15 protein-coding genes are annotated in these 18,804 nt (G+C 68.8%); 5 read left to right on the top strand and 10 right to left on the bottom strand.

Features of this window, described 5'->3' with window-relative positions:
- Positions 1-15: 15 nt before the first annotated feature.
- Positions 16-2,298 carry a carbon starvation CstA family protein gene (locus KYX17_RS20745; protein ID WP_243229143.1) on the bottom strand — a complete coding sequence of 761 codons (2,283 nt, stop codon included), beginning with the start codon at positions 2,296-2,298 and terminating at the stop codon, positions 16-18.
- A 149-nt stretch (positions 2,299-2,447) separates the two neighbouring features.
- Here KYX17_RS20745 and KYX17_RS20740 point away from each other — a divergent pair, with 149 nt between their 5' ends.
- The 5 genes from KYX17_RS20740 to KYX17_RS20720 all read left to right on the top strand — a co-directional run bounded on the left by KYX17_RS20740 (position 2,448) and on the right by KYX17_RS20720 (position 7,172).
- Positions 2,448-2,993, top strand: coding sequence for an ECF transporter S component (locus tag KYX17_RS20740; RefSeq protein WP_243229141.1), 546 nt, complete (start codon positions 2,448-2,450; stop codon positions 2,991-2,993).
- A gap of 68 nt (positions 2,994-3,061) precedes the next feature.
- The gene (locus KYX17_RS20735; RefSeq protein ID WP_243229140.1) at positions 3,062-4,894 is read left to right on the top strand and encodes an ABC transporter ATP-binding protein; all 1,833 of its coding nucleotides are present in this window, start codon (positions 3,062-3,064) and stop codon (positions 4,892-4,894) included.
- A complete protein-coding gene (locus tag KYX17_RS20730; RefSeq protein ID WP_243229137.1) occupies positions 4,891-5,724 on the top strand; it encodes an energy-coupling factor transporter transmembrane component T in 834 nt (277 codons plus the stop codon). The genes KYX17_RS20735 and KYX17_RS20730 overlap by 4 nt, the downstream gene beginning before the upstream one ends.
- Before the next feature lie 9 nt (positions 5,725-5,733).
- Positions 5,734-6,609, top strand: coding sequence for a siderophore-interacting protein (locus KYX17_RS20725; protein ID WP_243229135.1), 876 nt, complete (start codon positions 5,734-5,736; stop codon positions 6,607-6,609).
- Entirely contained in the window at positions 6,606-7,172 is a 567-nt protein-coding gene (locus KYX17_RS20720) for an ECF transporter S component (protein ID WP_243229133.1), read from the top strand. Before KYX17_RS20725 ends, KYX17_RS20720 begins: the two co-directional genes overlap by 4 nt.
- A 41-nt stretch (positions 7,173-7,213) precedes the next feature.
- Here KYX17_RS20720 and KYX17_RS20715 read toward each other — a convergent pair whose 3' ends face one another.
- From KYX17_RS20715 to KYX17_RS20675, 9 genes are all read right to left on the bottom strand, one after another.
- Positions 7,214-7,579, bottom strand: coding sequence for a type II toxin-antitoxin system PemK/MazF family toxin (locus KYX17_RS20715; RefSeq protein ID WP_243229131.1), 366 nt, complete (start codon positions 7,577-7,579; stop codon positions 7,214-7,216).
- Positions 7,576-7,797 carry a ribbon-helix-helix domain-containing protein gene (locus KYX17_RS20710; RefSeq protein WP_243229129.1) on the bottom strand — a complete coding sequence of 74 codons (222 nt, stop codon included), beginning with the start codon at positions 7,795-7,797 and terminating at the stop codon, positions 7,576-7,578. Before KYX17_RS20710 ends, KYX17_RS20715 begins: the two co-directional genes overlap by 4 nt.
- 90 nt (positions 7,798-7,887) lie before the next feature.
- Positions 7,888-8,652, bottom strand: a complete 765-nt coding sequence (locus KYX17_RS20705; RefSeq protein ID WP_243229127.1) for an ABC transporter permease — start codon at positions 8,650-8,652, stop codon at positions 7,888-7,890.
- Positions 8,649-9,449: an ABC transporter ATP-binding protein gene (locus KYX17_RS20700; RefSeq protein WP_243229125.1), complete on the bottom strand. Its 801-nt coding sequence runs from the start codon at positions 9,447-9,449 to the stop codon at positions 8,649-8,651. The genes KYX17_RS20705 and KYX17_RS20700 overlap by 4 nt, the downstream gene beginning before the upstream one ends.
- The gene (locus KYX17_RS20695; RefSeq protein ID WP_243229124.1) at positions 9,446-9,817 is read right to left on the bottom strand and encodes a DUF1048 domain-containing protein; all 372 of its coding nucleotides are present in this window, start codon (positions 9,815-9,817) and stop codon (positions 9,446-9,448) included. Before KYX17_RS20695 ends, KYX17_RS20700 begins: the two co-directional genes overlap by 4 nt.
- A gap of 1 nt (position 9,818) precedes the next feature.
- On the bottom strand, positions 9,819-10,175 hold the full coding sequence (locus tag KYX17_RS20690; protein WP_243229122.1) for a PadR family transcriptional regulator: 357 nt from the start codon (positions 10,173-10,175) through the stop codon (positions 9,819-9,821).
- Between the two features lie 155 nt (positions 10,176-10,330).
- Positions 10,331-10,795, bottom strand: coding sequence for a hypothetical protein (locus tag KYX17_RS20685; protein WP_243229120.1), 465 nt, complete (start codon positions 10,793-10,795; stop codon positions 10,331-10,333).
- Between the two features lie 101 nt (positions 10,796-10,896).
- Positions 10,897-12,564, bottom strand: a complete 1,668-nt coding sequence (locus KYX17_RS20680; RefSeq protein ID WP_243229118.1) for a helix-turn-helix transcriptional regulator — start codon at positions 12,562-12,564, stop codon at positions 10,897-10,899.
- A 170-nt stretch (positions 12,565-12,734) separates the two neighbouring features.
- Complete coding sequence (locus tag KYX17_RS20675; protein ID WP_243229117.1) at positions 12,735-18,671, bottom strand: hypothetical protein; 5,937 nt, start codon at positions 18,669-18,671, stop codon at positions 12,735-12,737.
- Positions 18,672-18,804 lie beyond the last annotated feature (133 nt).

Raw genomic sequence — 18,804 nt, 5'->3', positions numbered from 1 at the left:
AGGGAGTCGGCCATGTCAGTGCCGCACCGCCCTGCGCTCCTCCGCGAGGATCGGCTCCCACTGCTTCTCGAGCTCCCGTTCGGCGGCCGTGGGGATGAAGCCGGCCGGCGCGTATCGCCGCGAGGCCACCGGTGCGTCCTCGGTGTTCTCTCCGCCGCCGTTGATGATCGCCTTGACCGCGACGGTGATCGCCACGACCATCACGATGATCGTCAGCACCACGAAGATGATCGACAGCGTGCCCTGCACGGCCGTGTTGCGGATGACCGCGTCCACGACCTCGGGTGCTCCGAGTGAGTCGTCACCGGCATCCCGCGCCGCGACGTACTTGAAGTGGTTCGCCCAGTACCCGATCGCCGGAACGGGCGAGAAGATCTTGTACATCGAGGCCGTGATCGTGATGACCGCCGTGAAGGCGAGCGGAAGCGCGATGATCCACAGCCACTTCACGTAGCTCCTGCCGCGCTTCGCGACGATCGCCAGCACCACGGCGAGCGCGATCGCCGCCAGAAGCTGGTTGGCGATGCCGAACAGCGGGAAGAAGGTGTTGATGCCGCCCAGCGGGTCGGTGACGCCGAGGATGAGGATCCAGCCCCACCCGGCGACCATGATCGCCGTGCAGATCCACACGCCGGGACGCCAGGACACGTCCCGGAACTTCGGAACCCAGGCCCCGATCGTGTCCTGCAGCATGAAGCGCGCCACACGCGTTCCCGCGTCGACGGCGGTGAGGATGAACAGCGCCTCGAACATGATCGCGAAGTGGTACCAGAACGCCATCAGCGCCTGACCCCCGAGCGCCTCCTGCATGATGGTCGCGAGACCGAGGGCGAGCGTCGGCGCACCGCCGGTGCGTGACACCACGGACTCCTCACCGACACCGGCCGCCGTGTTCGTCAGCATCTCGGGGGTGATGTTCACTCCGGTCAGGCCGAGCGAGTTGACGAAGGCCACCGCTCCCTCCACGGTGCCGCCGGTGAGCGCGGCAGGGGCGTTCATCGCGAAGTAGATGCCCTGGTCGATCGAGATCGCCGCGACCAGCGCCATGATCGCCACGAAGGACTCCATCAGCATGCCGCCGTAGCCGATGAAGCGCGTCTGACGCTCCTTCTCGACGAGCTTGGGCGTCGTGCCGGACGAGATCAGCGCGTGGAAGCCGGAGAGGGCACCGCACGCGATCGTGACGAACAGGAACGGGAACAGCGGACCGGAGAACACCGGCCCGAGGCCGTTCTCCCCGAAGATCGTGACCGCCGGGACCGAGATCTCCGGACGCACGAGGACGATCGCGCCGGCGAGCATGACGATCACGCCGATCTTCATGAAGGTCGACAGGTAGTCGCGCGGTGCGAGCAGCAGCCACACCGGCAGGATCGCCGCGATGAAGCCGTACACGATGATGCCCCACGCGATCACCTCACGGTCGAGGTGGAACATCGCGACGCCCCAGTCGGTGCTCGCGACCCAGCCGCCGGCGATGATCGCGCCGATGAGCAGCACGAAGCCGATGATCGAGACCTCGGTGACCTTGCCGGGGCGCAGGAACCGCAGATAGACGCCCATGAACAGCGCGATCGGGATCGTCATCGCGACCGAGAACACGCCCCACGGGCTCTCTCCCAGAGCGTTCACCACGACGAGCGCGAGGATCGCCACGATGATGAGCATGATCAGCAGAGACGCGATGATCGCGGCGGATCCGCCGATCTTGCCGAGCTCCTGACGCGCCATCTGACCGATGGTCCGGCCGCCTCGGCGCATCGAGAAGAACAGCACCGTGTAGTCCTGGACCGCACCGGCGAGCACGACGCCGACGATGATCCAGATCGTGCCGGGCAGGTAGCCCATCTGGGCCGCGAGGACGGGACCGACGAGCGGACCGGCGCCGGCGATGGCGGCGAAGTGGTGACCGTAGAGCACGCGGCGGTCGGTGGGGACGTAGTCCTTGCCGTCCTGCTTGACCTCCGCGGGGGTCGCCCGCTTGTCGTTGGGGCGGGTGATGTACCGCTCGATCACCTTCGAATAGAAGCGGTAGCCGATGAAGTAGGTGCAGACCGCGGCGAACACGAACCAGATCGCGTTCACGGTCTCGCCGCGGACGATGGCGAGCATCGTCCACGCGACGGCTCCGAGCAGCGCGATGGCCGCCCAGAGCACGATCTTCGGCCAGGTCCAGCGGGCCGCCTTGGCGTCCTGCTCCTCGGTGAGCGAGACCGGCGGGAGGGACGGATCGGTGATGATCTCGGGTTCGTCGTCGACGACGCCCGTGCCGCTGGATCGCGGCTGGGATGCAGACATGGTTCTCCTCGGGGGTGCGCGTCTTTGCGTGACCCCACGCTAGGAGCACGGCGGATGCCGCGGCATCCGTGATCCGGTCGGCTGCGACGAGCGGTGCCGGCCGAGCGACGAGCGGCGCCGAGGAGACCTGCCGCCGATAGGCTGGATCGGTGCCGAAGAGTTCCGCCCTGCCCACGCGCGTGCTGCTGGTCTGCGCCGCGATCGGGGTCGCGACCGGCATCCTGGGCGGCGTCGCCGGCCTCATCACTCCCGTGGTGCTGATCACGGCTCCGTGGGCGTACGGGCTCGTGCTCGGATCGCACGTGATGCCGGGGATCATCGCGCAGGAGGTGCTGCGCCGCCCGTTCGTCGCTCTCATCACGCATGTGTTCGCGGCTCTGATCTCGAGCGCGTTCAACCCGGCCTGGGCACTGCGCTTCCTCGGCACCGCTCTGCTGTTCGGCGCCATCCAGGAGGGAGTGGCCGCGCTCACGCGCTATCGCTCCTGGGGCCCGTGGCGGTTCTTCCTCTCGGCCGTCGTGATCGGGGCCATCGTCGCGGTGGTGGTGTTCTTTGCCGTCGATCTGGGCGCGATGGCCGGGTGGGCGCAGATCGCCTATCTCGTCATCAGCGTCTTGGGTCCGGTCGCCTGGACCGTCGTGGGACTGGGCATCGGCGATGCCCTGCGACGAGCCGGAGTGGCACAGGTCCGCTGAGCGGATGCGACTCAGGTAAGGCTGGGCTAAGTTAGAGGGGTATCGATCACCGACCCCGGGGTTCCGCCGTGCGCACACCCGCGCCCCTGCTTCGCGTGCGTGACCTCTCGCTCACCCACGCCGGAGCCGCGCACCCTTCGCCGAGCGACATCTCCTTCGACGTCCGGCGCGGCGAGGTCGTCATCGTCCTCGGTCCGAGCGGCTCGGGGAAGTCGACGCTCACCCTCGCACTGAACGGGCTGATCCCGCAGTCCGTGCCGGCCGAGATCACCGGCACCGTCGAGGTCGGCGGACGCCCCACGTCCTCCACTCCGGTGGCCGAACTCAGCACGGACGTCGCGATGGTGTTCCAGGACCCGGATGCCCAGCTCGTCACGGGCACCCTGCTCGACGAGGTCGCCTTCGCCCTGGAGAATCTGCTGCTGCCCGTGCCCGAGGTGCTGTCGAGGGCGGAGGACGCGCTGCGACGCGTCGGATTGTGGGAGCGCCGGGGATGGAACCCCGACCGGCTCTCCGGCGGCGGGCGTCAACGGCTCGCGATCGCCTGCGCCCTGGCGATGGGCTCTGCGCTCATCGTCCTGGACGAGCCGACGGCGAACCTCGATCCCCAGGGCATCGACGACGTGTACGACGCCCTCGGCGATCTCGTGGCGACCGGCGACCGTGCGGTCGTGCTCGTCGAGCACAACCTGGACGCCGCGATGCGCTTCGCGACGCGCGTGCTCGTTCTCGATCGCGCCGGCGCGCTCGTGTTCGACGGCCCGGTCGAAGAGGTGCTGCGTCAGCACACCGAGGAACTGGTCGCCATGGGCGTCTGGCTTCCGGCAGCCACGCTGGCGGGCAGGATGCTGCGCGAGCGCGGCGTGCTCGACGTGGGTGCCCCGCTGCCGCTGACGCCGGAGGAGCTCGCGGCGGCGGTGCCGGTGTCCTCGGTGGGCGAGGGACGGGGTGCTGACGGAGTGGAGGGGGTGCTTGCGGTGGGAAGCCGCGTTTCGACTCGCTCCGCTCGCTCAACGAGCGACGGGGGCGTTTCGACTCGCTCCGCTCGCTCAACGAGCGAAAGAGGGGAGGCCCGCTCGGCGAGCGAAGGAGAGGAGGCCGGCTCAACGAACGAAGGGGGCGACGCGGACTCGATCATCCGGGCGCGTGGTCTGACCGTCCGCCGCGGGGCCGCCGAGATCCTGCATGGCGTCGATCTCGACATCCCCACTGGGTCGCTCACAGCGATCGTCGGCGCGAACGGCGCCGGCAAGACCACCCTCATCCAGTCGCTGGCCGGTGTGGTGCCGCCCCCGAGGCGGCAGGTCGACGTCGACGAGCTGGATCCCGCGACCGCCTCTCCGCGCGACCTCGCCGCGCGGATCGGATTCGTGTTCCAGAATCCGGAGCACCAGTTCATCGCGCACACCGTCTTCGACGAGCTCGCGCACGGACTGCGGCTGCGCCGGGCCCCGGACGCCGAGATCTCCGCACGCGTCGGAGCGATGCTCGAACGCTTCGGCCTCGAGCACAAGGCGGACGTGCATCCGTTCCTGCTCTCCGGCGGGGAGAAGCGACGGCTGTCCGTCGGCACGGCGCTGATCTCCCGACCGCGTGTGCTCGCTCTCGACGAGCCCACGTTCGGCCAGGACCGCGCCCGCGCCGCCGAGCTGCTGGGCCTGCTCGCCGACCTGCGCGACGCGGGGACGACGATCGTCATCGTGACGCACGACCTGCAGCTCGTCGCCGACCATGCCACGCACACCGTGATCCTCGCCGACGGGCGTGTCCATGCCGCGGGGCGGACAGCCGACCTGTTCGCCACGGACGGCCTGTTCGAGAACGCCGGCCTGCGCCTGCCGGCGTTGCAGCGCGCCCTCCCGGCCGACCTGCGGCGACTCGTCACCGAGGGGGCACGATGACCGCGACGACAGCCCCCACGCCGGCCATCGACCCGTACGCCGCGGTGGCTCCGGCATCCGCTCGGTTCTTCCTGCACCACCTCAACCCCCTCTCCAAGATCGCCGGGGTGCTGCCGGCGATGCTCCTGCTCGTCTTCGTGCGGGACCTCGCCACCCCGGCATCCTTCCTGCTGCTCGGCTACGCCCTCATCGTCTTCGGCGCACGGATCACGCGGCGCAGCGCCCTGCTGCTGTTCCTCGCAGTGCCCGCCGGCATCGTCCTGATCGGGGTCGGCTTCTCACTCTGGGTGGATGCCGCAGGCGTGGACACCACGGCCCCCGTGCTGCGGATCGGCGCCTGGACACTGTACGCCGGCGCGCTCGAGGTCGGCTTCGCGACCGCCCTCCGGCTGGGCGCGATCCTGGCCCTCGCGCTCATCGGCGGACTCACCACCACGGGACCGGACCTCGTGCGCGCAAGCGTCCAGCACCTGCACGTGCCGTACCGGATCGGCTACACCGCCCTCGCGGCCTATCGCTTCGTGCCCCGCTTCGGGCACGAGCTCGCCGTCATCCGGGCCGCGCACCGGGTGCGCGGACACCACGGCGGCCGTGGACCATTCGCGCGCATCGCCCGTGCATGGGGCTACGTCGTCCCCCTGCTCGCCGGCGCGATCCGGCACGCCGAGCGCGTCGCCCTCGCGATGGACTCCCGCGCCTTCGGAGCCCATCCCACCCGCACCGAGCGGCACCTCGTCCCGTTCCGCGCGCGCGACGTCGTCTTCATCGCCGCGGTCCTCGCGGCATCCGCGGTGCTCTTCATCGCGTTCTTCCCCTGGCAGCTGAACTGAGAGGAATCCATGGCCTACTCCAAGATGGTCAAGCCCGCGAGCGCGGAGCTCATCCACCTCACCGTGCTGCGCACGCAGCGCCTCGCCCCGCATTGGATCCGCGTGACCCTCGGGGGCGGCGAGATCGGCGGCTTCACGCCGATGGGCTACGACCAGTGGTTCCGGCTCTTCCTGCCGATCGGCGGCGAGGCAGGCCTCGAACGCGTGCCCGCCAAGGCCAACAAGGCGCTCGGCTACCTGAAGTTCCTGCGCATCCCGGACGGCGAGCGCCCCGTCATGCGCAACTACACCGTGCGCGCCTACCGTCCGGCGACGCCGGAGTCGGATGCCGAGATCGACGTGGACTTCGTCCTGCACGGTTCGGCCGCCGACGGCACGGCGGGCCCTGCATCCCGCTGGGCGGAGACCTGCCGTCCCGGCGAGAGCGTGCTGATCATCGACGAGGGGCTGACGTTCAACCCCGAGCGCGGAACCGACCGCGTCCTGCTCGTCGGCGACGAGACCGCCCTTCCGGCCATCGCCGGGATCAGCGCCTCTCTTCCCGCCTCAGCCACCGGCACGGCGATCATCGAGGTGCCGTCCGACGAGGACGCGCTCGAGTTCCCGCGTCCGCCCGGGCTCGAGGTCGTCTGGATCATCCGTCCTCACGGCACCGCTCCAGGTGAACTCGCGCTGGCGACCCTGCGCGACACCGACCTGCCGAGCGTCCCGTTCCACGCCTACGGAGCCGGCGAGCAGGCACTCGCCTCCGGCGTGCGCAAGCAGCTCGTCGGCGAACGCGGCGTCGACAAGGGTCAGGTCAGCTTCTGCGGGTACTGGAAGATCGGTGCCGCGTCGCCCGCCTCCAAGGCGGCGCGCGAACAGGCCGCGGAGCCGCTGGCATGACGGGCCAGGACGCCGCGTCGCCGGCGGAGCGGCGACGGTTTCCGACGGCGCTGCTGCTGACCTGCGCGGCACTCGGCGTCGCCGGCGGCCTGGTGCTCGCTCCCGCGAACTGGATCTCGACCGCGCTGAGCGGAGGGCTGCCGTTCGCGAGCATGGCGCTGGCGGGGTTCTGGCTGCTGCCGTCGGTGATCGCGCTGCGACTGCTGCGGCGCCCGCTGGTGGGGATGCTCGTCGCGCTCGTCGCCGGGCTCGTGCTCGTGCCCTTCTCCGGCTACGGGTTCTCGGCGATCCTCACCAACCTGTGGTGGGCCGCCTTCACGGAGCTGCCGTTCCTGTTCGTCGCGTGGCGCTATTGGGGCACGTGGATGCACTATCTCGGCGCCGTGGTCGCCGGCGTCGTCTATCCGATCTCGGCGTGGGCGTGGTTCGACCTCGGCGCCCTGTCGATATGGGCTCAGGGAGGGTTCTTCGCGATCACGATCGTCAGCTGCGTCGCCGCGACCGCTCTCGGGATCGTCATCGCCGATCGGCTCCAGGCCGCGGGCGTCGGCCGGCGCCGCTGAAGCGGGCTGGACCGCGCCGTCCGGACGGGCGCAGGCGACGGCTACAGCGCCAGATGGATCCGGAGAGCCTCGTCCAGCGCGCCCATGAGCTCGGCAGGCACCCATCCCACAGGGCGCACGATCCGCGAGACCGCGATCGTGCGCACCTGTTCGGCCTGCGCCTTGACATCACGCTCGAGACCGGTGTCTTCCGACGGCAGTCGGACCTGGAACGGGAACACTCTGGCGAGGTTCGAGGTGAGCGGCACGACCGTCACCGTCGCGCGGTCTGTTCGCGCTGCGACCGCGTTCGCTGTGTTGTTGCTGACTATCACGGCCGGACGGGTCTTCCTCGCCTCGGATCCGACGCCCGGGTCGAGGGACGCCAGTACGATCTGGCCGCGCCGGAGGAGGATCGACGCGGTCATGCGCTGGCGAGTCCGTCGTCCGACGCGAGGTCCCAGGCCTCGTCGTATCCCTCCGCATAGGCTTCGGCATAGGCGTCCGCGAGTCGGCTCTCGCGCAGCATCCGCACCGCGTCCTGGACGGCGGCCGAGCGCGAGGGGTATCGCCCCTCGCGAGTCTCGGTGTCGAGGAATGCGAGATCGACCTCATTGAGACTGAGGCTGATCTTGGTGTGGGTCATGCCGTGATCCTACCCACATGCTACCAATTCTGCTACCGGCGCACGAACGACCGGCCATCCCGAAGGACGGCCGGTCGTTTCCGTGAGTGCTCAGCGCAGCTTCTTGCGGTAGACGGCTACCGCCCCGAAGTAGGCGACCACCAGGATGCCGACGAGCCATGCCAGCGCGACCCAGATGTCGGACCCGACCGGCTGCTCGGCGAACAGCGCCCGGATCGTGTTGACGATCGAGGTGACGGGCTGGTTCTCCGCGAACCAGGCGACCGGCCCCGGCATGGTGTCCGTGGGGACGAACGCCGAGCTGATGAACGGAAGGAAGATCAGCGGGTAGCTGAACGCGCTCGCACCGTCCACCGTCTTGGCCGACAGACCGGCGATCACAGCCACCCAGGTCAACGCCAGGGTGAACAGCACGAGGATTCCCGCCACGCCCAGCCACGCCGCGAAGGACGCCCCGGTGCGGAAGCCCATGAGCAGCGCCACGCCGATCACGATCGCGATCGAGACGAGGTTCGACACCAGCGACGTGAGCACGTGGGCCCACAGGACGCTGGATCGGCCGATCGGCATGGACTGGAACCGCTCGAAGATGCCGCCCTGCATGTCCAGGAACAGCCGGTACGCGGTGTAGGCGATGCCCGAGGCGACCGTGATCAGCAGGATGCCGGGGAGCATGTAGTTGATGTACGACTCATCGGAGCCGGTGTTGATGGCACCGCCGAACACGTACGTGAACAGCAGCATCAGCGCGACGGGCGTGACCGCCGTGGTGATGATGGTGTCGGGGCTGCGCAGGATGTGGCGCAGCGAGCGACCGGTCAGGACGCCGGTGTCGCTCAGGACGTGCGTGGTCATGACGCGCTCCCTTCCGTGGATGCCGCCGAGGCGGAGTCGGTCTCGCCGGTCTCTCCGACGAGGGCGAGGAAGACCTCCTCGAGGGTGGGCTGCTTCTCGACGTACTCGACGGTGGCCGCGGGAAGCAGGCGCTTGAGCTCGTCGAGCGTGCCGTTCTGGATGATCGTGCCCTTGTGCAGGATCGCGATGCGGTCGGCGAGCTGTTCGGCCTCGTCGAGATACTGGGTGGTCAGCAGCACGGTGGTGCCGCCCTTCGCGAGCTGGCGCACCGTGTCCCAGACCTCGATGCGCGACTGCGGGTCCAGGCCCGTGGTCGGCTCGTCGAGGAAGATGATCGGCGGGTTGCCGACCAGGCTCATGGCGATGTCCAGTCGCCGGCGCATCCCGCCGGAGTACTCGCCCGCCTTGCGTCCGCCGGCATCCGTGAGCGAGAACCGCGCGAGCATGTCGTCGGCGATCGCTCCGGGATTCTTGAGGTGACGGAGCTTCGCGATGAGCACGAGGTTCTCGCGTCCGGTGAGCACCTCGTCGACGGCCGCGAACTGCCCCGTGAGGCTGATCGACTCGCGGACGTCGTTCGGTGCCGACGCGACGTCGAAGCCCTGGACGGATGCGGTTCCGGCATCCGCCTTGAGCAGCGTCGAGAGGATGCGCACCAGCGTCGTCTTGCCGGCTCCGTTCGAGCCGAGCAGGGCGAAGATGCTGCCGGAGGCGACGTCGAAGTCGACGCCGCGGAGCACCTCGAGGTCCTTGAAGGACTTGCGGATGCCGCGCACCTGGATGGATGCGGTGGTCATGATCGGGTCTCCTTTCCGATGGCCTCGTCGAACGCCTTGTTCAGACGAGCGCGCTCCTTGTCGATCCATTCCTTGCCGCGGTAGGACTTGGCGAACGTCTCGGTGAAGTCCACCGGGTCGTCGCCGACGATGTCCCGGACCGGCGTGCCGTCGACGGCCGCCCGCTCCCAGAGGTCGGCGAGGTCGGTGAACATCGTCATCATCGTGTCGCCGTCGACGATGCCGCCGTAGTACAGGAAGTACCGGTGCATCGCGGTGGCCGCGGTGCGGTAGGGCTCCGGCAGAGCCTCGATCCGCGCCTTGTCCTGCCGGTACTGCTTCTTCTGCTCGAGCGATCCGGTGAGCGCTTCGATCCACTTCGCTGCCATTTCAGTTCCCTTCGGTCGTGCTGCTGTCGTTGCTGTCGATGTGGTGGAGCTGTTCGATGCGGTCTGCGAGGAAGCTCCAGGTCCTCCAGAACTCGGCGAGCTGGTCCCGCCCCTGCGCATTCAGCGAATACACCTTGCGCGGCGGGCCCTTCTCGGACGGGACCTTCTCCACGTCCACGAGGCCCTTCTGCTCGATGCGCACGAGCAGCGCGTACACGGTGCCTTCGGCGATGTCCGAGAAGCCGCGGTCCCGCAGCCACGAGGTGATCTCGTAGCCGTAGGCCGACCTCTCCGCGAGGATCGCGAGGACGATGCCCTCGAGGGTGCCCTTGAGCATCTCCGTCATCTGGCTTGCCATGCGATCACCTCCTTCTACTCAGTGATGTTGACTACCAGTAGAAAGTAACACTGAGTACCGGTACTTGGCAACACTGAATAGCAAAAGAGTTCCACCAGCGCCGTGCGGACGCGAAGAAGCCCCGGTCGGAGGACCACAGGGCTCGTGAAGGGGGCTCAGCGGGAGCGCACGCCGACTCTGCGGAGCCCTGCGCTCAGCGCGACCGCAGCGCCGGCCGCCGCGCCTTCGCCGAGGACGCGCGCGGCCAGAGTCGCGGTGAGGATGAAGGGTGTCAGATGAGCCGAGGAGAAGACGGGCAGCGAGACCACGAACAGGGCTGCGGCCGCGCACGCCGCGGCGGCTGCGAGGCGCCCCCGGCTCGGGACGCCGCGTCGTCGGAGGACGAGGTCGAACACGCTCGATCCGACGACGAGCACGATCAGCACGAGCGGGCCGACGGCACTGAACGGCCAGATGAGCACCCCGGCGATACCCGACGTGATGGTCGCCGTCCATGGCGTTCCTGTGAGCACCCGAGCCAGGAACGGCATGAGACTGTGGACGGCGGCGAGAAGCGCATACGCCGGCGGGAACACCGCGGCGGCTCCGGGCGAGAGCGCCGAGAGGGAAGCGGACAACACGGTCTGGACGGCGGCGAGCGCACCGCAGACCATAAGCGTCCGGGTCGTGAGGCCCGTGCCGCCTGATCGCGGAGCGGTACCTCCGCCCGACATCCGGTCCGTCACCGATCGACCGGCGGCGAGAGGAGGTGGTGGTGGAAGGCGGCCGCGAGCGCCTCCTCCCTGTTGCGCGCCCCGAGCTTCTTGTAGAGACGCTTCAGGTGGCTCTTGACGGTGTTGACGGAGACGAAGAGCTCCCCCGCGATCTCGCTGAGCACCCCGGATCGCGACAGGGCGTTGAGCACGGCCTGCTCACGTCCTGTGAGCTGCGGTCCGTCGGTGTGCGCCAGCAGCGGCTGAGGCGCCCACCTCCTGGTCAGGTCGTGAGCGCCTTCTGCCGTGAGGGCATCCGCGAGCACCAGGGCGTCCTGGGGCGGAACGAGCTGGATCGCGATCCGCTGGTCGGTCTGGCGCATCATCGCGATGAGCTGCTGCAGGACGGCACCGGTCCGACGATCACGACCGGTGCGAAGGCCGGCCGCCGCCTCGATCGCGAGGGCTTCGAGATGAGTGCGGGCGCTCTGCGGCGACCCGGCGATCGACCTCAGCTCCTTGAGCGCTTCTCCGGTGCGATCCGTCGCCAGGGCCAGGCGCGCCCGGTCGACGTGGTCCTGCGGCCGCTTGCCGGCATCGGTGCGCAGGATCCTCTCGGCAGCGGTGTAGTTGCCCAGCGCGACATGCAGAAGGCTTCGCGTCGAGGAGAGCCGCTGTCGCACGGCTCGCGGGTCGCCGTCCCCCTGGCGGAGCGCGGAGTACTCTTCGAGCTCCGCGAGCCCGAGCGAGGGATCACCGCCGAGCAGTCTCGCCAGCCCCTGCACGCGCACGATCGCGGTCCAATGCTCGATGCTCCGGCGGTCGTGCTCCATCGTGTCGAGGTGCGTCTGCGCTCCGGTCGTGTCGGCGTCCTCCAGGGCGAGCATCGCCTCGGCGAGTCGATAGAACGTACCCGGGTACATCCGCCGCTGCTCGTCGGTCCAGGGCTCGCCCCGCGCCAGGAGCACGAACTCGCGGGCTTCCGCGAGATTGCCGCTGAGCGCATGGATGCCGGCGGACATCGACAGGTTCCCGAAGCTCGACCGGTCGGAGGTACCGGCTTCGGCATACCCCCGCGCGAACACGCGCAACGCCTCGTCCTCCTGGTCGCCGTAGAAGAGACTGATCCCCAGTTGGGAGTAGACCCGCGGAAGGTAGCCGATGAGCGCGGCCCGCTCCTCGCGCATGCCGTCCAGGGTCTTCACTCCGGCCCTGGCCGAGCTGACCGACAGAGCATGCTTGCCGATCAGCCGCAGCGCCGAGCTCTCGCTCGCGAGGACCAGTGCCCGCTCCGCCGGTGACAGACGGGTGGGAAGCGAGCGCACGCCGGTCGCGGCGAGACCGAAGTAGTGGACGGCCTTGGATCGCCGGAAGCCGTCGCCGTTGATGGCGAGTCCGAGCGCCATCGCCAGGAGCGGGTGGGACATGAGCTGCGCGGCGCTGAGGCCTTCGAGGGCGTCGATCACGTGCGAGCGGTGGACGTCCTTGAGCAGATCGAACCAGCCGACCCGGAGCACGTCGACCGCCAGATCGAGATCGCCTCGCTCGATCGCCACGATCAGCGCTTCACCGAAGGCCCCTACCCGCATCAAAGTGAGAATGTGCTCGCCGGCGTGCTCGGGCAGGCTGTCGAGCAGTTCCCGTGAGGGTGCATAGGTCTCGTTCGACGTGTCCGAGGGTGGGTCTGCGATCGTCATGTCTCTTGGGGGGTCGGTGGTTTTCGGCCACCCCCAGGCTGACCTCTCTCTGATGCTAGTCGGCGCCGCGACCACGGCGGACCGGCTGGCGCGATCTGCGCCAGGTCTGGCACGTTCTGCCGGAGCGCGTCACCTCCGCATGCTGCGGGGGCGACGCGCTCCGGCACGGGTCAGTCGACGACCAGGGTCTCCCGCTCACGACGACGGATACCGAGCAACAGCGCTCCGCCGATCAGGAGCACGCCGGCCAGACCGGCGACGCCCCAGGCGATCGCTCCACCGGTGACCGCGAGCGGCGGTGCCGGAGGCACCTCGTGCGTGGTGGCGCAGGCACCGTCCGGATCGCAGATCGCCCGCTCGTCGGGGCTCGTGACCACGTTGCGGAGCTCGGCCGGACCGGCAGCGGTGACCGTGACGGAGTAGGTGATCGTTGCCGTCTCGCCCTGCGCGAGGTCTCCCGTCCAGGTCAGCGTGTTCCCGTCGCGGGAGACGTTTCCCGCCGACGCTTCGGCATCGTCGTTCCAGCGGGCGTCGTCGAGCACCTCGGTGAGGTCATCGGTGACGATCGCGTCCGTCACAGCACCGTCACCGCGCTGGGTCACGGCGACCGTGTACGTCACGGTCTCGCCGGCGCTCACCTCGGTTCCGGATGCCGGATCGGAGGTCTTGGAATACACGTACCCGCCGGTCTTGTGAACCGTGCGGCATCCCTCCGTGCCATCCTCCGCCGTCACGCACTCGCCCCCCGGCGACGGAGACGTCACGACGTTCGCCAGGGTCGTGTTACCCGCACCCGTCACCGTCACGGAATACGTGATCGTCACGGATTCACCGGGAGCCAGATCTCCGTTCCAGGTGAGCGTCGGCCCGTCGACTGCGGCCGTTCCGGCCGTGGCCGCCACGTCGCCGTTGTAGTCGGCGTCGTCGATCACGTCGGACAGGTCGTCGACCAGCGAACCCGCGACAGCGGCCGGGCCCTGCTGCTGGACCGTCACCGTGTAGGTCACGACATCTCCCGCCTGCACGTCGCTGTTGTGGATCGGGTCCGCCATCTTCGAGAAGGTGAACCGACCCGTCTGATGCGTGGTCGTGCAATCCGGGTTCTCATCCGCGGCCGGCACGCACTCGCCGTTCTCACCCGGCGTCACGACGTTCGTGAGCGTCATGTCGCCCTCGCCCGTCACGGTCACCGAGTAGGTGATCGTCGCCGTCGCGCCGACGGCCAGGTCGCCCGACCAGCTCAGTGCCGTGCTGTCGGCATCGAACGCCGCCTCGCCGGCGGACGCCGCGAGGTCGTCGTTCCAGGTGGCGTCGTCCAGCACCGCGGACAGGTCATCGTCGAACGAGGCATCCGCGACCGCTCCGGCACCGCGCTGGGCCACCGTGACGGTGTAGGTGATGGTGTCGCCGACGGCGACATCAGATCCCGGAGCGGCGACCGCGGTCTTCGACACGGAGTAGTCGCCGGTCCGGTGCGTGGTCGTGCACCCGTCCTCCGCACATCCGTCGCTGGTCACGACGTTGGTGAGTTCGGTGTCCCCGGCGCCGGTCACCGTCACCGAGTAGGTCACGGTGACGACGTCATCCACCCCGAGATCGCCGGACCAGGAGAGGATCGGTGCGCTGAAGTCGACATCGCCCGCGGACGCCGCGAGGTCGTCGTTCCAGGTCGCGTCGTCCAGCACCGCGGACAGGTCGTCGGTGAACGAGGCGCCCTCGACGGCCGCCTCCCCGACCTGGCTGACCGTGACCGTGTAGTCGATCGTGTCGCCGATCTGCACGTCGGAACCGGATGCGGGATCCGACGTCTTCTCGGTCTCGTACCGGCCCGTGAGGTGCTCGGTCGCGCAGTCGCCCGCGGTCTCGCAGCCCGGAGACTGCACCGTGTTGCCGATGAGCGTGTCGCCGGCCGCCGTCACCGTCACCGAGTAGGTCACCGTCGCGACGTCGCCGGGGCCGAGGTCTCCCGTCCAGGCGATGATCCCGTTCTCGTACGTGAACTCACCTGCGGATGCGGCAATGTCATTGTTGAATGTGGCGTCATCGAGCACGTTGGCCAGGTCGTCGTTGAAGAACTGACCGACCACGCGCCCCTCGCCCGACTGGGTCACGGTCACCGTGTACGTGATCACATCGCCGACCTGCACGGCCGAACCGGATGCCGGATCCGCCGTCTTCACGGTCGTGTACGTCGCGGTGTAGTGATCGGTGCTGCACGCGCCCTCCGAGGCGCAGCCTTCGCTGCTGACCACGTTGCGCAGATGCGTGTCGCCCTCACCCGTGACGGTCACCGTGTAGGTGATCGTCACGACGTCGTCTACCGCGAGGTCGCCCGACCATGTCAGCGACGCCGTGGCGGCATCGAAGTCCGCCGTGCCGGCCGAAGCACCCAGATCGCCGTTCCACGTCGCGTCGTCCAGCACTCCCGACAGATCATCGACCAGCGACGCACCGTCGAACGACGCTTCACCGATCTGCGTCACCGTCACGGTGTACTCGATCGTGTCGCCGATCTCGACGTTCGATCCGTCAGCGGGATCGGAGGACTTCTCCACGGAATAGTCCGCGATGAGGTGCTCCGTGCTGCACGCGTCCACGCAACCCGGGCTCGCGACCTGATTGCCGACGGTGTAGTCGCCGTCCGCCGCGAGGGCTGCCGAGTCCTTCACCGTCACGGAGTACGTCACCGTCGCGACCTCGCCGACCGGCACCGTGCCGGTCCACGACAGCACGCCGTCGGTGACGGATGCCGTGCCGATCGATGCCGACACGTCGCCGTTGTACACGGCGTCGTCCAGCACCGCCGACAGGTCGTCGCTGAACTGCGCGACGGCAGGAACGTCGCCCTGCTGGGTCACGGTCACGGTGTAGGTGATCGTGTCGCCGGGCTCCACCGTCTCACCCGAGGCCGGGTCGGACGACTTCTCCGTCTCGTAGTTCACGACCTGCACACCGGCCGGATCGCAGAGGATGGTCGGGGCCGCGGCGTCCGGCGGCGTGTCTGCCGTGCCGCACGCCGTGTTCACGACGGTGCCCCCGCCGGTCATCGTGACCGTGTACTCGTGCACGTCCTGCTCGCCGCGCGCCAACTCCTCGACGACGAAGGAACCCTCGGGGAAGAGGTCGTCCGTGATCTCGAGGTTGGTCAGCGTCCCCTGACCGATGTTCTCCACCACGATCCGGTACGAGACCTCGTCACCGACCCGGTAGGTCGGGAACTCCGCGGTGCTGTTGGCGTCCACCCACTCGCCGTCGACATCCTGCACGTACTTCTTCAGGTCGACGCCGTAGCAGTTGGCGATCTGCATGACCGCGGAAGACAGCATCGGCAGGGCCGTGTGCTCCGCCCACGAGCTGGCCGTGTTCACCAGGATCTGGCCCGGCTTGTTGTCGTCCTCGGCGGGAGCCTGACAGCTCGATCCCGCGGGAGTCTCGAACCCGATGCGGACGATCTGGCTCGCGCCCGGAGCGAGCTCCGGTCCGACGATGCGGATCGCCGTCGGATGATCGACGGGAGTCGTCGACCACCCGACCGTGTTGCCGCTGACCGACCCCGGCGTCCCGCCGTTCGACGCATCACGCGGGTCCGTGCTGAGATCGGCGAGCGGTGCCGTCGAGTAGTACACCGTCGCTCCCGCCGGCGCATCGACGCCCGTCACGGTGTACGTGCCGTCGATGTCCGTCCCGCGTCCGTCTCCGACAGCGGGCAGGATGTCGATCGTGTCGGTGAAGTCGCTCGCGACCGGGTCCTGGGAGTTGATCGTCAGCACCCACGCCGAGCTGTCGCCGTCGAAGGACAGCACGTTGGCTTCGGCGGACTTGCCGAACATCGTGGCGGATGCGCTCGGGACGGTGACCGTCGCCGTGGCGGTGCGACCCGGCGTGGTGGCCGGTCGATTGTCGCCGGGCACGTTGATCACCGCGGTGTTGACGAGGTTCGTGCCGGGCGCGATCACGCTGTCGGCGGGGCGCTGCGCCTGGTATCTGATGTTCTGGAACACGTTGGCCTCGACCCCGTTGAAGTTCCAGGTCAGGGTGCGACCGTCCGCGCTCACGCTCGTGGGGGCCGGCTCACCGGACCCGGCGACGTACTCCATCCCGGCGGGGAGGGTGTCCACGACCGAGAACGACACCGGAGGCGGACTCGTGACGAGGTTCTGCGCCTGTGCCCGCAACGAGTACGTCACCGGCACCCCCGGTTCGGCCGTCGTGCTCGAGACCGCCTTCTCCAGCAGCCCCATCGGACCCTGCAGCCGGAAAGCGTCTCGATACCCCTGCATATTAGGGCCGTAGGTGCTCCCCGGAAGGTTGACCCCGCCCGGCGTCGTGCTGATGTTCACCCAGTTGTTGAGGTTCGGATAGCCGGGCCAGGTGGTCGCCGGGTTGTTCGGCGAGTTGAAAGCACCGGCCGTCCACCCCTCACCGCTTGTCGGGGCGTCCTCGTCGATGGGGCCGAGTGCTCGCACGAAGGCGTAGCCCTGGGCAGTCCGCTGCCGGTCAACGGTCGGGTCCCAGGTCATCTTGACAGCAGTGACCCCTGCCGGGAGCTGCATCAGGATGCCGCTCCCGATGCGCGGGTCGGTCAACTGACCGTCCGGCGGCACGACCTCGATCCACTTCGAGCTCGGGGCGGCTTCACCGCACGTCTCCGTCTTGGTGTCGATGGGGGCGGTCGTGTAGTAGAACCGCGCCGTCGTGTAGTGGAGGTATCCCTGGCCGGCATCCCAGCCACCGCCGTCGAACCAGGTTGGCACGAACACCGGGTTCTGGCTCATCGTGCACAGACCCGCCAACTGCGCCCCTCCGGCCCCTTGATAGCCGTTCCACATCGCCGAGTTGGCCTGCATGTACAAGGGCAACCGGTCGATGGTGCCGTCCGCGATGGCTGCGTAATAATCGTCCAGGTCGTCGATGCCCGGCTGGGGCAGCTCGACGCCCGCGCCGGTACCGGGACTGACCCACAGGTTCGTGTCCCACGCCGAGCGAGAGGCGGCGACGTCTCCGGCCCAGTGGTTGGTGAAGCCGCCCGGGGGCACGAGAGTCGTGTTCGAGGAGTTGTTCGCCGCGTCCCCGTCGGAGCGCGTGGTGCCGTCGGCGAATGTGAACACACCCGGCGCGGCGGTGAACGTGACGTTGGTCACCTGCGTGACAGGGGCCGGAATGCTGAACCGCACGGTGCCCGAGGCGATGTAGGCGCCGTTGCCGGGCAGGGGCTGCCCCAGGCTGTCCTTGGTGGGCGTGTTGACCAGCGTGTAGTCCAGGTCCGACAAGGACACCGTGTAACTGGTGCCGGATCCGCTCACCGCACAGGACGGGAAATTGGTGCGGTCACTCTGCGCGGGATCGGAGTAGGGCTGCCCCGTTGCCGGGGAGCTGGTGCCGATCGGCGCACAGCCCTCCCACTGCAGCCCGTTGAGCGCGCCCGCGACGTTCGTGCCGAGCGTGACGGGGAACGAGTACGTCGCGGGTCCGGGCACGCTGCCCGCCGCGAGGATCAGCGAGTAGTTCATCGACACGAACGTGCGATCGCCACCCGTTCGACTCGGCCCGGTGCCGCCCTGGTATGCCTGCCCAGGTGCGGAGTTCAGCGAGAGGTCCATGCCGTATGTGTAGGTGATGGGAAGCGGCCCGGGATCGGCGGGACCGGCCTCATCGACGGCCGTGTCCGATGTCGCCGTGCCGACGACCGTCAGCTCCCCGCCATCCGCGGAAGAAGCTCGCAGAGGGGTCTGGATGACGGTCGAGGTGCCTTCCTCAACCGTCCCGAGGTTGCACAGCAGCGTCGTCCCGTCTTCCGAGATCTCCGAGACCGGCGTGACGTCGCGGACCAGACAGACCGACGGGATGCTGGTGAAGACGCCGTTGCCGGCGGTCAGCGTCGCACGGACGTTCTCGACCGGCTCGTTCGAGAAGGGGTCGCTCGAGTCGTTCGTGTTGACCCGCCACTCGGCCCTGACCGGCTGTCCGAACGGCGCCTCGGTCGGCGCGGGATCTCCGGCCCAGGTCGCGGTGATCTCATGCGTCGACTGCGGCGCCGCGGTCGCCGCCATCGCTGGGAACAGCGACAACGTCAGCGACGAGATCACGGCGGCGACGCCCAGTCCCATCGCCCTCCGCGAGGAGCCGAGCAGAGTGCGCTCGCTCTCATTCCTCCGGCGTCTTTCGGGCAACCACGATCGTCCCACGAATATCCCCTCCCACACTGCGGACAGAGCAGTCCAGGACCATTCCTATGCGGTT

Source organism: Microbacterium sp. CIAB417 (assembly GCF_022788845.1).
This window is presented reverse-complemented; position numbering and strand designations above follow the sequence as displayed.